Genomic DNA, 12,659 nt, shown 5'->3' with positions numbered 1-12,659 from the left:
GCCGGGGCGGCCACGGGCTCAGCCGTAGACGATGCGGCGCAGCTGCCGGAGCGACAGCTCCGGAGGCGCTACGGCGCGGTGCGGCAGCTCGGCCGCGATCCGCTCGAAGATCTCCGCGTTGACCGCTCCGCCGGACTGCAGTTCCCGGTGGCGGCGGCGGACGAACTCCTCGGTCGTCTCGTCGAAGTACGCCAGCACGTCGAGCACCACCCGGGCGGCCTCGCCGCGCTGCAGCGCGGTGCTGCGCACCAGGTGGTCGACGAGGTCGTCATGCGACGGGCGGCGATCGAGCACCCGTAGATAGTGGCGGCTTCATCCGCTGAATGCAAAGATCCTGCCCGATTGCGGGCAGGATCTCTTAGGTCTGGACCAGCGGAATGGATGGATCCGGTCAGAAGCGGCGCAAAACGGCCTGCTTGGCCGCCGCGAACTCGTCGGCCGTGAGGATGCCCGACTGGTGCAGCTCACCCAGCTCGCGCAGCCGGCGCAGCAGGGCGTCGTGGTCGGCGGGCTCCTCCGCGGACCGGGCCGCCCCGGCCGCCGCCAGGGCCGCGACGGGCTCGGGCGCCGCATCGGCCGGAGGGGCCGCCGGGTGGGGCAGCCGTGCCGCCACCGCCGCCGCGACCAGCGCCATCAGGGGGTCCTTCTTGAAACCGAACAGCTCCACCGCGTGGGGGTCGTACTTGGGGGCGGGTGCCTGCGCCGTCGCACCGGCCAGGCCGAAGCGGAGCCAGCCGTTCTCCAGTCCCGCCGCCGGGAACCACTCCACCGCCTTCACGTCCGCCACCCGGAACGAGCGCGCCCCGCCGGAGCTCTTGGCGTCCTCCGTCTTCCAGTTCCACTCCAGCACCAGCCGGTCCCCGTCGAAGGCCACCGTGCCGTCGCCCGCGCTCACCGTGATCGGCACCGCGGGACCCGGCAGCAGGTACGCGTCCGCCGGCCCGCTCTCCACCTCGTCCAGCAGCAGGGCGTTGCGCACCTCGTCCACGAAGTACTCCGCCACCCCGGTCCGGTCCGGCTCCACGGTGAGCCGGTAGGGGTCGGAGGATTCCCCCAGCCGCCCGCCGGTCACCTGGAGCAGCGGGTCGGCGCCGTCCCGCAGCCGCAGCCGCAGCCGCCCGGCCTTGCGGCCCGGTTCGTAACTGATCCCCGCCACCGCCCGCAGCGGGACCGCCACTTCGCCGAGGTTCTGGCGCAGCAGTCCGACCCCCTTGTCGCGGCCCGGCACGATGCGCACCGTGTCTCCGTCGAAGGTCCATGTGCCGTCCTTCTGGATGATTTCCGCCATCCGACGATTCTCGCACCGCCCTGAACGGGTCATGTGGCCTATACCTGGGCGCATGAGAGTCCTGCGACGCACGCTCGGCACCCTCCTCGGCCCCCTCGCTCTCGGTCTGGCCCCGCTCCTGGCCACCGCCTGCACCGCCGCCCACGGCGACGACGCCAGACCCGGCGACCGGCGCCCCGCCGCCCTCGCCCCCTTCGAACGGCTCCTGCCGGTGCCTGCCTCCGTGAACGCCGGGGGCCCCGGGTACGCGTTCGGGGCGGGCACGGTCATCCGTACGGGCCCCGGCGCGCGGGAGGAGGTCCGCCAGGTCGGCGAGCTCCTCGCCGAGCAGCTGCGCGGGCCGAGCGGGCTGCCGCTGCCGGTGGTCGACGGGGTGGCGGGGGACGGGATCCGGCTCCGGCTCGACCAGGGCGGGGCGGGCGACGGGCTGGGGGAGGAGGGGTACCGGCTGGAGTCCGGCCCGTCCGGGGTCACCCTCACCGCGCGGACCCCGGCGGGGCTCTTCCACGCCGGGCAGACGCTGCGGCAGCTGGTGCCGGCGGCGGGGCCCGGGACGGTTCCCGGCGGCACGGTCACCGACCGGCCGCGCTTCGCCTACCGCGGGGCGATGCTCGACGTCGCGCGGCACTACTTCACGGTCGAGCAGGTGAAGAGGTACGTCGACCAGCTGGCCCAGTACAAGGTCAACACCCTGCACGTGCACCTGACCGACGACCAGGGCTGGCGCCTGGCGGTCGACTCCTGGCCGCGGCTGGCCGAGTACGGCGGCGCCGGCGAGGTCGGCGGCGGCCCGGGCGGGTACTGGACCAAGGACGAGTACCGCGACCTGGTGGCCTACGCGGGCGAGCGGTACGTGGACGTGGTCCCCGAGATCGACATGCCCGGGCACGTGAACGCGGCGCTGGCCTCGTACGCCGAACTGAACTGCGACGGGAAGGCCCCCGCCCGCTACACCGGGACCAAGGTGGGGTTCAGTTCGCTGTGCGTCGGCAAGGAACGGACCTACGAGTTCGTCGAGGACGTGCTCGGCGAACTCGCGGAGCTGACGCCGGGCCGCTACCTCCACATCGGCGGCGACGAGGCGCACTCGACCCCGGCGGCGGACTACGCGGCCTTCATGGACCGGGCGCAGGCGGTGGTGGGCCGGCACGGCAAGAAGGTGGTGGCCTGGCACCAGCTGGCGGCGGCCCGCCCGGCCGAGGGCGCGGTGCTCCAGTACTGGGGGCACGACAGGACCCCGGCGGCGGAGAAGGCGGCGGTCGTGGCGGCGGCGAAGGCCGGCCACCCGGTGATCCTGTCCCCGGCGGACCGGCTCTACCTGGACATGAAGTACGACGCGCAGACCAAGCCGGGCCTGGCGTGGGCGGGTTACGTCCCGGTGCAGCGGTCCTACTCCTGGGACCCGGGCTCCTACCTGTCCGGCCTCCCGGAGTCCTCGGTGCTCGGCGTCGAGGCACCGCTGTGGACGGAGACCGTCGCGACCCGGGGGGACCTGGAGCTCATGGCCTTCCCGCGGGTCCTCGGCCTCGCCGAGCTCGGCTGGTCCCCGGCCGGGGCGCTGGACTGGGCCGCCTACCGGGAACGGCTCGCGGCCCAGGCACCCCGCCTGGACGCCCAGGGCATCACCTACTACCGGGCCCCGGACGTGCCGTGGACGTAGCGGGTGTCCGGCCGGGCCGGACACCCGCTACGGCGGTCACAGCCCGGAGGCCGGCTCCTTGCTGGGGGCCTGCCCCGCGCGGGCCTCGGCGAGGAGCTGTTCCTCGCCGGCCAACCTGGTGTCCTCGTCGGTGGAGGGCGCCACCGTGTGCTCCCGGTGCGCGGGCGCGGTGCCGTGCGGTGCGGGAACCGGGGGTCAGCCGAGCTTCTTGGCGCCCTGGAGGGCCTTGGCGAGGTCCTCCAGGATCTGGGCGCACTTGTCGTACGAGTAGATCGGCTCGGTCACGCGCGGGGCGACCTGGCCGGCCTTCACCGCGGGCAGCTCGGTCCAGGTGGGCTTGGCCTTCAGCTCCTCCTGCTGGAGGGTGCCGGTGCGGTTGTCGAGGAGGACCAGGTCGGCCTGGTACTTGCCCGCGTTCTCCCAGCTGAGGCTCTCGTAGAAGTTGCCCGCGTCGAGCGTGCCCGGCTCCGGGGTGACGAACTCGACGCCCAGGGTCTCGAAGTACTTCAGGTCGGCCGAGGTCTTCGGGGTGGAGACGTAGAAGAGGTCGGCGGAGCCGGAGCCGACGAGCACCTTGATGCCCGGGTTGGCCTTGACGGCCTCGCGGACCTTGGCCGCGGCGGCCTCGAAGCGGGCCTTGGCGTCGGCCGTCTTCTCGGTGTTCAGGTCGGCGCCGAGTGCCTTGGCGAGGTCCGCGGTGCGCTCCAGCGCCCGGTCGAGGGAGACGTTGCCGCCCACGCCGATCGCGGCGGCCGGGGCCAGCTTCGTGATCTTGTCCTTGGAGGCCGTCGGGACGTACCAGAGGCTCCCGTCCCAGGTGTTGGTGACCAGCAGGTCGGGCTGGAGGGCCGCGTACTTCTCGACGTTGAACTCGTCGTAGACGTTGCCGAGGACCTCGACCTTGGATATGTCCAGCGAGCCGGCGTTCGGGTCGGCCTTGCCGTCGGCGGTCCTGGTGGGGCCGAACACGCCCTTGACCTGCACGCCGTAGTCGTGGAGCGCGGCGGCCGTGCCGGTGTAGGCGACGACGTTCTTCGGCTTGGACCTGAGGCTGATCTCGGTGCCCAGGTCGTCCTTGAAGGTCCACGCCTCCGCGGCGCTCGCGTCCGTCTCCTTGCCCGTGCCGGCCTTCCCCGCCCCGGTGGTGCCGCACGCGGTGAGTGCCGCGAGGAGTCCGAGGGCGCCGCCGGCCGCGATCAGGCTGCGGCGGGAGAGGGGGGAGGTGCGGGGCGTGGGCATGTCGGTGTCCGTTTTCGTGCGATCCGGGGGCCACTGGGCCGTTCGGAAAGGAAGGTTAGCCTAACCTTCCATGAAAACGTGAAGGGGACCCTGTCAGGCAGGGTCCCCTCCGGCCGTGCGGCGTCCGTCAGGCGGTGAACCCCAGCTCCCGCGCGATGAGCATGCGCTGCACCTCGCTGGTGCCCTCGCCGATCTCCAGGATCTTGGAGTCCCGCCACATGCGGGCCACGGGGTACTCGTTCATGAAGCCGTAGCCGCCGTGGATCTGCGTGGCCTCGCGGGCGTTGTCCACGGCCACCGTCGAGGAGTACAGCTTGGCGATCGCCGCCTCCTTCTTGAAGGGCTCGCCGGCCACCAGCCGGGACGCCGCGTCGCGCCAGCCGATGCGGGCCATGTGGGCGCGCATCTCCATGTCCGCCAGCTTGAACTGGACCGCCTGGTTGTCGCCGATCGCCCGGCCGAAGGCGTGGCGCTCCTTGGCGTACTTCACCGACTCGTCCACGCAGCCCTGCGCGAGGCCGGTGGCCAGCGCGGAGATGGCGATCCGGCCCTCGTCCAGGATGCGGAGGAACTGCGCGTAGCCGCGGCCCTCCTCACCGACCAGGTTGGCCAGCGGGACCCGTACCCCGTCGAAGGACAGCTCGCGGGTGTCCGAGGCGTTCCAGCCGACCTTGGAGTAGGGGGCGGCCACCGTGAAGCCCGGGGTGCCGGACGGGACGATGATCGAGGAGATCTCCGGGCGGCCGTCCGCCTTGCGGCCCGTCACGGCGGTGACCGTGACCAGGGCCGTGATGTCCGTGCCGGAGTTGGTGATGAAGCACTTCGAACCGTTGATCACCCACTCGTCGCCCTCGCGGACGGCGGTGGTGCGGGTGCCGCCGGCATCGCTGCCCGCGCCCGGCTCGGTCAGGCCGAAGGCGCCCAGGACCTCGCCGGAGCACATCTTCGGCAGCCACTGCCTCTTCTGCTCCTCGGAGCCGAAGAGGTAGAGGGGCATGGCGCCGAGGGAGACCCCCGCCTCCAGGGTGATGGCGACCGAGGAGTCGACGCGGGCCAGCTCCTCCAGGGCGATGCCGAGGGCGAGGTAGTCGCCGCCCATGCCGCCGTACTCCTCCGGGAAGGGCAGGCCGAACAGGCCCATGCGGCCCATCTCGGCGACGATCTCGTACGGGAACTCGTGGCGCTCGTACAGGTCGCCGATCTTCGGCGCGATCACGTCGTGCGCGAACGCCTCGACGGTGCGGCGGAGTTCCTCGTGCTCGGGGGTGAGCCGGTGGTCGAGCGGCATGAGTGTCTTACTCCTTGTGGGAGAGGGCGCGGACGGTACGGGAGGGGCTGGGGCGTCCCAGCTGTTCGGCCATCCACACGCTCGTGGCGGTGAGGGCGGCCAGGTCGACCCCGGTCTCGATGCCGAGGCCGTCGAGCATCCACACCAGGTCCTCGGTGGCGAGGTTGCCGGTGGCGCTCTTCGCGTACGGGCATCCGCCGAGGCCGCCCGCGGACGCGTCGACCGTGGTCACGCCGTGCTGGAGCGCGGCGAGGGTGTTGGACAGGGCCTGTCCGTAGGTGTCGTGGAAGTGGACGCCGATCCGGTCGGTGCCCACGCCCTCCTCGTTCAGCGCGGAGAGCAGGGCCTGGACGTGCCCCGGGGTGGCGACGCCGATGGTGTCGCCGAGGCTCAGCTCGTCACAGCCGAGGTCGAGCAGGGCCTTCGCGATCCGGACGACCTGGTGGACCGGGACCGGGCCCTCCCAGGGGTCGCCGAAGCACATGGAGAGATAGCCGCGGATGTGCACCTTCTCCTGCCGGGCGCGGGTCACGACGGGCTCGAACATGGACAGCGACTCGGCCACGGTTCGGTTGAGGTTGCGGGCGGCGAAGGTCTCGGTGGCCGAGCCGAAGACGGCGATCCGGGTGGCCCCGAGGGCCAGCGCGCGGTCGAGGCCGCGCTCGTTGGGGACGAGCACGGGCAGCTCCGCCCGCACGTCGCCGAGCAGCGGGAAGAGCTGCTCCGCGTCCGCGAGCTGCGGCACCCACTTGGGGTGCACGAAGCTGGTGGCCTCGATCGTGCCCAGCCCGGCGGCCGCGAGCCGGCGGACGAACTCCGCCTTGGTCGCGGTGGGGACGGTGGCCTTCTCGTTCTGCAGCCCGTCGCGGGCGCCGACCTCGTGGATCCGGACCCGGGCCGGGAGCCCGGGGGCCGGGACCGTCATGGGCAGGCGGTTCATGCGCCCTCCTCCTGCGGCGTGACGACCGCCAGGACCTGGTCCATGGCGACGGTGCTGCCGGGCGAGACGTCGAGTTCGGTGACGGTGCCGGAGTGGGGGGCCGAGATGACGTGCTCCATCTTCATGGCCTCGACGACGAGGAGGCTCTGCCCGGCCGTGACGTGGTCGCCGACCGCGACCTTGACGACGGTGACGGTTCCGGGCATCGGGGCGGCCAGGGTGTCCGCGCCGGCGTGCCCGGCCCCGCTCAGGGACGCGGCGACGGGGTCGTGCCGCTGGACGTGCCAGGAGTCCCCGTCGCGGCCGAGCCAGGTCCCCTCCGGGGAGGCGGCATGGCTGAACCGGTGGGTGACACCGTCGAGTTCGACGGTGACGGTGTCGTGCGTACGGCTGACGACCCGTCCGCGGGCCGGTGCGGCCGGAGCGGCGGCATCGGCTCCCGCGGAGGCGGGGACGAGCAGCTCGGATGCGGCACCGTGAGGCCGGATGCGGACCTCCACCGGGTCCTGGCCGGGCAGCCGCAGGTGGTGCACGGTCCAGGCCGGGGTGCCGCCCAGCCGCCAGCCGTCGGCGGCGTCGAACGGGTCGGCCCAGCCCGCCGGACCCGCCGGGGATCCCGGCTGCGCCAGCAGGGCGGCCGCCGCGTACACCTCGTCCGGGACCCCCTCCGGCAGGAGCTCGGCGAGGTCGCGCTCGACCAGGCCCGTGTCCAGGTCGCCGGAGACGACGTCCGGGTGGGCCAGCAGCCTCCGCAGGAAGCCCGTGTTCGTCTGGACGCCCAGGATCACGGTGTCCGCCAGAGCACCCCGCAGCACCCGCAGGGCCGCCGCCCGGTCCGGGCCGTACGCGATGACCTTGGACAGCATCGGGTCGTACGCCGAGCCCACCGGCACGCCCGCGGTCAGGCCGGAGTCGGTGCGCACCGCCCCGCCGTCCGGCTCCGACAGGGCCAGCACCGTACCGCCGGACGGCAGGAAGCCCCGCGCCGGGTCCTCCGCGCAGACCCGGGCCTCGATCGCGTGGCCGGTCAGGCGGACCTCCGGCTGCGTGAAACCGAGGGAGGCGCCCGCGGCCACCCGCACCTGCTGCTCCACCAGGTCCAGGCCGGTGATCAGCTCGGTCACCGGGTGCTCGACCTGGAGGCGGGTGTTCATCTCCATGAAGTAGTAGGACGAGGGGTCCTCGCCGGGGACGATGAACTCCACCGTGCCCGCGCCCACGTACCCGCACGAGCGGGCCGCCTCGACCGCCGCCTCACCCATCGCCGCACGGGTCTTCTCGTCGAGCAGGACCGAGGGGGCCTCCTCGATCACCTTCTGGTGGCGGCGCTGCAGCGAGCACTCGCGCTCGCCCAGGTGGACCACGTTCCCGTGGGAGTCGGCGAGCACCTGGATCTCGATGTGCCGGGGCCGGTCGATCCAGCGCTCCACCAGGAGCGTGTCGTCGCCGAACGAGGAGCGCGCCTCCCGGCGGGCCGCCGCGATCTCCTCGGCCAGCACGGCCGCGTCGCGCACCAGCCGCATTCCCTTGCCACCGCCGCCCGCCGAGGGCTTGAGCAGCACCGGCATGCCGATCTCCCCGGCCGCCGCGGCCAGTTCGGCGTCCGACAGGCCGCTGCCGGAGGAGCCGGGGACCACGGGCACGCCCGCCGCCTTCACCGTCTCCTTCGCGCGGATCTTGTCGCCCATCAGGGAGATCGCGCCCGCCGGCGGCCCGATGAAGGCCAGCCCGGCGTCGGCGCAGGCCTGTGCGAAGGCCGCGTTCTCGGCGAGGAAGCCGTAACCGGGGTGGACCGCCTCGGCGCCGGTGCGGCGGGCGGCGTCCAGGAGCCGCTCCACCGACAGGTAGCTCTCGGCGGCCGCGGCCGGGCCGATCCGGACGGCCGTGTCGGCCTCCCGCACGTGCCGGGCGTCGGCGTCCGCGTCGCTGAAGACGGCCACGGAGCGGATGCCGAGCTGCCGCAGCGTGCGGATGACCCGTACCGCGATCTCGCCCCGGTTCGCGACCAGAACAGTGCTGAACATCAGTGAGGTCCTCACGTCACATACGGAAGATGCCGAAGCCGCGATCGCCCAGCGGAGCGTTCGCGCACGCGGTCAGGGCCAGTCCCAGCACCTGCCGGGTCTCCATCGGGTCGATGACCCCGTCGTCCCACAGCCGGGCCGTGGCGTAGTAGGCGCTGCCCTGCTCCTCGTACTGCGCCCGGACGGGAGCCTTGAAGGCCTCCTCGTCCTCGGCCGGCCATTCCTGGCCCGCGCCCTCGATCTGGTCGCGCTTGACCGTGGCCAGCACCGAGGCGGCCTGCTCGCCGCCCATGACGGAGATCTTGGCGTTGGGCCACATCCACAGGAACCGGGGCGAGTACGCACGCCCGCACATCGAGTAGTTGCCCGCTCCGTACGAGCCGCCGACCACCACCGTCAGCTTCGGCACCCGGGTGCAGGCCACCGCCGTCACCATCTTGGCGCCGTGCTTGGCGATGCCGCCCGCCTCGTAGTCCCGGCCGACCATGAACCCGGAGATGTTCTGGAGGAAGAGCAGCGGGATGCCGCGCTGGTCGCACAGCTCGATGAAGTGGGCGCCCTTCTGGGCGGATTCGGAGAACAGGATGCCGTTGTTGGCGACGATCCCGACCGGGTGCCCGTGGATCCGGGCGAAGCCGGTGACCAGGGTCTGGCCGAACTCCGCCTTGAACTCCTGGAAGCGGGAGCCGTCCACGATCCGCGCGATGATCTCGCGGGCGTCGTAGGGCGTGCGGGAGTCGGCGGAGACCGCGCCGTACAGGCCGTACGGGTCCACCTCGGGCTCCTCGGGAGCCTCCACCGACCAGGGCAGGGCCCCGCGCTCCGGCAGGGTCGCCACGATGTTCCGGACGATCCGCAGCGCGTGCGCGTCGTCCTCCGCGAGGTGGTCGGTCACGCCCGAGGTCCGGGAGTGGACCTCGCCGCCGCCCAGCTCCTCCGCCGTGACCACCTCGCCGGTGGCGGCCTTCACCAGCGGCGGCCCGCCCAGGAAGATCGTGCCCTGGTTGCGGACGATCACGGCCTCGTCGCTCATCGCCGGGACGTACGCGCCGCCCGCGGTGCAGGAGCCGAGCACGGCGGCGATCTGCGGGATGCCGGCGCCCGACATGCGCGCCTGGTTGTAGAAGATGCGGCCGAAGTGGTCGCGGTCCGGGAAGACCTCGTCCTGCAGGGGCAGGAAGGCGCCGCCGGAGTCGACCAGGTAGAGGCAGGGGAGACGGTTCTCCAGGGCCACCTCCTGGGCGCGGAGGTGCTTCTTGACGGTCATCGGGTAGTACGTGCCGCCCTTGACGGTGGCGTCGTTCGCGACGATCACGCATTCGCGGCCGCTGACCCGGCCGATGCCCGCGATGACCCCGGCGGCGGGGGCCGCGCCCCCGTACATGCCCTCGGCGGCCAGCGGGGCCAGCTCCAGGAAGGGGGATCCGGGGTCCAGGAGGGCGTCCACGCGGTCGCGGGGGAGGAGCTTCCCGCGGGCGGTGTGGCGGGCGCGGGCCTTCTCACCGCCGCCGAGGCGGGCCGCGTCGAGCCGGGCGCGCAGGCCCTCGGCCAGCTCGCGGTGGGCGGCCTCATTGGTCCGCCAGGCCTCGGACGCCGGGTCCGCGGCGCTCGTCAGCACTGGTGCCTGCTGCATCGGTCGAGCTCCCTTGCTCGTTCCACCTGCTCGGTGCACGCTGTTAATGGTCGTTAACGTGTGTGGGACTTAGGTTAACGACCGCTAACGGCCCTGTCTAGAATGGTTTCCCATGAGCACCAGAGCGGCCGCCCCCACCCGTCGCGAGCAGATCCTCAGTGAGGCCGCCCGCCTCTTCGCCGCGCGCGGGTTCCACGGTGTCGGCGTGGACGAGATAGGGGCCGCCGTGGGCATCAGCGGCCCCGGCCTGTACCGGCACTTCGCGGGCAAGGACGCCATGCTCGCCGAGCTCCTGGTCGGCATCAGCGAGCGGCTGCTGACCGGCGGCCGGCACCGCGCGGCGGAGGCGGCGGGGGACCCGGCCGGGGTCCTGGCCTCGCTCATCGACGGGCACATCGACTTCGCGCTGGACGACCGGGCGCTGATCACCCTGCACGACCGGGAGCTCGACCGGCTGCGGGAGGCCGACCGCAAGCTCGTCCGGCAGCTCCAGCGCCAGTACGTGGAGCTGTGGGTGGACGTCGTACGGCAGCTGCACCCCGAGGTGGGCGAGGCGGAGGTACGGGTCTCGGTGCACGCCGTCTTCGGCCTGCTGAACTCCACCCCGCACCTGGCGGCCCTGGGCCGGGAGGCGACGGAGTCGCTGCTGCGCCGCCTCGCCAACGGGGCCTTCGGGGCGCTGTCGGGGTGAGGCGGCTCGTCCGCTGGGCGAAACGGGCAGGACGGCTCCGGCCGGGCGGCGGCAGAATGGCCCCCATGCCGAAGCCGATAGAGACGCCCGTACCCAGCCGCGCCGAACTCATCGACCACCTGGTCCGCACGCGGATCGCGGGGCAGGTCGCCACCCCGCGCGAGAACAACCTCTCCCACTACCGCAAGCTCGCCAACGGCGACCGGCACTACTGGCTCGGCCTGGAACTGGGCGACCGCTGGAGCGACGAGCAGGACGTGCTCGCCGTGATGGCGGAGCGCTGCGGGGTCGTGGACGACCCCGCGTACCGGTACGGCCAGGACACCATCGACCCCGAACTCACCGTGGCCGGCCTGGACCGGCTGGCGGCGCGGCTGCACAAGGCCGCGGTGGACCGTCAGAGCGTGCTCTTCGCCACCGGGCACCCCGGCGGCCTGCTGGACGTCCACCGGGCCACGGCGGCGGCCCTGCGCGCCGTCGGCTGCGGGATCGTGGTGATCCCGGGCGGACTGACGGCCGACGAGGGCTCGGTGTGGCAGTTCGCGGACGTCGCCGTGCTGGAGCGGGGCGCGACGCTGTGGCACACCCATTCGCCGGAACCGATGGCCGCGATCCTGGACGCACTGGCCGCGGCGGGCCGCCCCCAGCCCGACCTGGTCGTCGCCGACCACGGCTGGGCCGGCTGCGCGGCGCAGCGGGGCCTGGACGCGGTGGGCTACGCGGACTGCAACGACCCGGCGCTCTTCCTCGGCGAGGCCGAGGGCACGCTCCAGGTGGCGGTCCCGCTGGACGACCACGTCCGCGACCCGCGCCACTACGACCCGATGGTCGCCTACCTGCTCTCCGAGGCGGGGCTGCTCGCGTAGGCGGCGCCCCGCCGGCCGGGCCGGGCCGGTGCTGTCAGCGGCGGCTACGGTCGCCCCACCCGGAGCCGGCGGCCGGTGAACGCGCCGGCGAGCTGATCCGGGACGGTGCCCTCATGAGCCCCCGCAGACGGCGGTGCCCGGTCAGGCGCGCGGGACGCGTACGACACCCTCCTGGATGACGGTCACGGCCAGCCGGCCGTCCTGGGTCCAGATGCGGGCCTGGCCCAGGCCCCGGCCCGCCGCCGCCGAAGGCGACTCCTGGTCGTACAGCAGCCACTCGTCCGCGCGGAACGGCCGGTGGAACCACATGGCGTGGTCCAGCGAGGCGCCGACCACGTCGCCGACCGCCCAGCCGCCCCGGCCGTGCGCGAGCAGCACCGAGTCCAGCAGGGTCATGTCGGAGACGTACGTGGCCAGGCAGGTGTGCAGCAGGGCGTCGTCGCGCTCCAGCTTCCCGGCGGTGCGGAACCACACCTGGCAGCGCGGTTCCACCGGCTCGCCGACGCTGCCCCAGGGCGGGGTCGTGGCGTACCGCAGGTCGACCGCGCCGCGCGCCTCGATCAGCCGCTCCACGGTGCCCGGGTCGCGGAAGGTCTCCCGGTACGCGGGCAGGGACTCGGCCGCGGTGGGCAGGGTCTCCGGGTCGGGGGCCGGGGGCATGGAGGCCTGGTGGTCGAGCCCCTCCTCGTAGGTCTGGAAGGACGCGGAGAGGTGGAAGATTGGTTGGCCGTGCTGGACCGCGACGACGCGGCGCGTGGTGAAGGAGCGCCCGTCGCGGATCCGGTCGACGGAGTACACGATGGGCGCGCCCGGGTCGCCGGCGCGCAGGAAGTACGAGTGCAGCGAGTGCGCGGTGCGGTCCGCGGGGACGGTCCGCCCGGCCGCGACCAGGGCCTGCGCCGCCACCTGGCCGCCGAAGACGCGCGGTACCAGCGCCGAACGGCTGGTACCGCGGAAGATGTTCTCCTCGATCTGCTCCAGGTCGAGCAGATCGAGGAGCGTCGTCAGTGCCTCGTTCATGAGCGGAGGT

11 protein-coding genes are annotated in these 12,659 nt (G+C 73.2%); 3 read left to right on the top strand and 8 right to left on the bottom strand.

Annotation, left to right across the window (positions count from 1 at the left end):
* Window positions 1-18: 18 nt before the first annotated feature.
* Both ACFWUZ_RS13225 and ACFWUZ_RS13220 read right to left on the bottom strand, forming a co-directional pair.
* The gene (locus tag ACFWUZ_RS13225) at window positions 19-294 is read right to left on the bottom strand and encodes a hypothetical protein (protein ID WP_030008735.1); all 276 of its coding nucleotides are present in this window, start codon (window positions 292-294) and stop codon (window positions 19-21) included.
* 97 nt (window positions 295-391) lie between these two features.
* Window positions 392-1,288: a DUF4429 domain-containing protein gene (locus ACFWUZ_RS13220; RefSeq protein WP_384371445.1), complete on the bottom strand. Its 897-nt coding sequence runs from the start codon at window positions 1,286-1,288 to the stop codon at window positions 392-394.
* 52 nt (window positions 1,289-1,340) lie between these two features.
* On the opposite strand from ACFWUZ_RS13220, the gene ACFWUZ_RS13215 reads away from it, so the two are divergent.
* A complete protein-coding gene (locus ACFWUZ_RS13215; RefSeq protein ID WP_384371443.1) occupies window positions 1,341-2,948 on the top strand; it encodes a beta-N-acetylhexosaminidase in 1,608 nt (535 codons plus the stop codon).
* 195 nt (window positions 2,949-3,143) lie between these two features.
* Here ACFWUZ_RS13215 and ACFWUZ_RS13210 read toward each other — a convergent pair whose 3' ends face one another.
* From ACFWUZ_RS13210 to ACFWUZ_RS13190, 5 genes are all read right to left on the bottom strand, one after another.
* Window positions 3,144-4,187 (bottom strand): ABC transporter substrate-binding protein, encoded by a 1,044-nt coding sequence (locus ACFWUZ_RS13210; protein ID WP_384371441.1) that lies wholly within the window; start codon window positions 4,185-4,187, stop codon window positions 3,144-3,146.
* A gap of 127 nt (window positions 4,188-4,314) precedes the next feature.
* Window positions 4,315-5,475, bottom strand: a complete 1,161-nt coding sequence (locus ACFWUZ_RS13205) for an acyl-CoA dehydrogenase family protein (RefSeq protein WP_384371439.1) — start codon at window positions 5,473-5,475, stop codon at window positions 4,315-4,317.
* Window positions 5,476-5,482: 7 nt separating this feature from the next.
* The gene (locus ACFWUZ_RS13200) at window positions 5,483-6,415 is read right to left on the bottom strand and encodes a hydroxymethylglutaryl-CoA lyase (RefSeq protein ID WP_384371438.1); all 933 of its coding nucleotides are present in this window, start codon (window positions 6,413-6,415) and stop codon (window positions 5,483-5,485) included.
* Window positions 6,412-8,439, bottom strand: coding sequence for an acetyl/propionyl/methylcrotonyl-CoA carboxylase subunit alpha (locus tag ACFWUZ_RS13195; RefSeq protein ID WP_384371436.1), 2,028 nt, complete (start codon window positions 8,437-8,439; stop codon window positions 6,412-6,414). The genes ACFWUZ_RS13200 and ACFWUZ_RS13195 overlap by 4 nt, the downstream gene beginning before the upstream one ends.
* A 16-nt stretch (window positions 8,440-8,455) precedes the next feature.
* On the bottom strand, window positions 8,456-10,072 hold the full coding sequence (locus ACFWUZ_RS13190) for a carboxyl transferase domain-containing protein (protein ID WP_384371434.1): 1,617 nt from the start codon (window positions 10,070-10,072) through the stop codon (window positions 8,456-8,458).
* Window positions 10,073-10,184: 112 nt separating this feature from the next.
* Between ACFWUZ_RS13190 and ACFWUZ_RS13185 the strand changes: the two genes are divergently transcribed.
* Together ACFWUZ_RS13185 and ACFWUZ_RS13180 are read left to right on the top strand one after the other, a co-directional pair.
* Entirely contained in the window at window positions 10,185-10,763 is a 579-nt protein-coding gene (locus tag ACFWUZ_RS13185) for a TetR/AcrR family transcriptional regulator (protein ID WP_384371432.1), read from the top strand.
* A 65-nt stretch (window positions 10,764-10,828) separates the two neighbouring features.
* Entirely contained in the window at window positions 10,829-11,629 is an 801-nt protein-coding gene (locus tag ACFWUZ_RS13180) for a phosphatase (RefSeq protein WP_384371430.1), read from the top strand.
* 141 nt (window positions 11,630-11,770) lie between these two features.
* Here the strand turns inward: ACFWUZ_RS13180 and ACFWUZ_RS13175 are convergent, their stop codons facing one another.
* Window positions 11,771-12,649 (bottom strand): acyl-CoA thioesterase, encoded by an 879-nt coding sequence (locus tag ACFWUZ_RS13175; protein WP_384371428.1) that lies wholly within the window; start codon window positions 12,647-12,649, stop codon window positions 11,771-11,773.
* Window positions 12,650-12,659 lie beyond the last annotated feature (10 nt).

It is taken from the genome of Streptomyces sp. NPDC058646 (assembly GCF_042716875.1).
Lineage (GTDB): Bacteria > Actinomycetota > Actinomycetes > Streptomycetales > Streptomycetaceae > Streptomyces.
Note: the sequence above shows the minus strand (reverse complement) of the source record. Positions and strands in the feature narration are given on the sequence as shown.

Coding starts and splice junctions, on each gene's coding strand:
- ACFWUZ_RS13220 (WP_384371445.1), bottom strand. CDS start 1,288: ATGGCGGAAATCATCCAGAAGGACGGCACATGGACCTTCGACGGAGAC.
- ACFWUZ_RS13215 (WP_384371443.1), top strand. CDS start 1,341: ATGAGAGTCCTGCGACGCACGCTCGGCACCCTCCTCGGCCCCCTCGCT.
- ACFWUZ_RS13210 (WP_384371441.1), bottom strand. CDS start 4,187: ATGCCCACGCCCCGCACCTCCCCCCTCTCCCGCCGCAGCCTGATCGCG.
- ACFWUZ_RS13205 (WP_384371439.1), bottom strand. CDS start 5,475: ATGCCGCTCGACCACCGGCTCACCCCCGAGCACGAGGAACTCCGCCGC.
- ACFWUZ_RS13200 (WP_384371438.1), bottom strand. CDS start 6,415: ATGAACCGCCTGCCCATGACGGTCCCGGCCCCCGGGCTCCCGGCCCGG.
- ACFWUZ_RS13195 (WP_384371436.1), bottom strand. CDS start 8,439: ATGTTCAGCACTGTTCTGGTCGCGAACCGGGGCGAGATCGCGGTACGG.
- ACFWUZ_RS13190 (WP_384371434.1), bottom strand. CDS start 10,072: ATGCAGCAGGCACCAGTGCTGACGAGCGCCGCGGACCCGGCGTCCGAG.
- ACFWUZ_RS13185 (WP_384371432.1), top strand. CDS start 10,185: ATGAGCACCAGAGCGGCCGCCCCCACCCGTCGCGAGCAGATCCTCAGT.
- ACFWUZ_RS13180 (WP_384371430.1), top strand. CDS start 10,829: ATGCCGAAGCCGATAGAGACGCCCGTACCCAGCCGCGCCGAACTCATC.
- ACFWUZ_RS13175 (WP_384371428.1), bottom strand. CDS start 12,649: ATGAACGAGGCACTGACGACGCTCCTCGATCTGCTCGACCTGGAGCAG.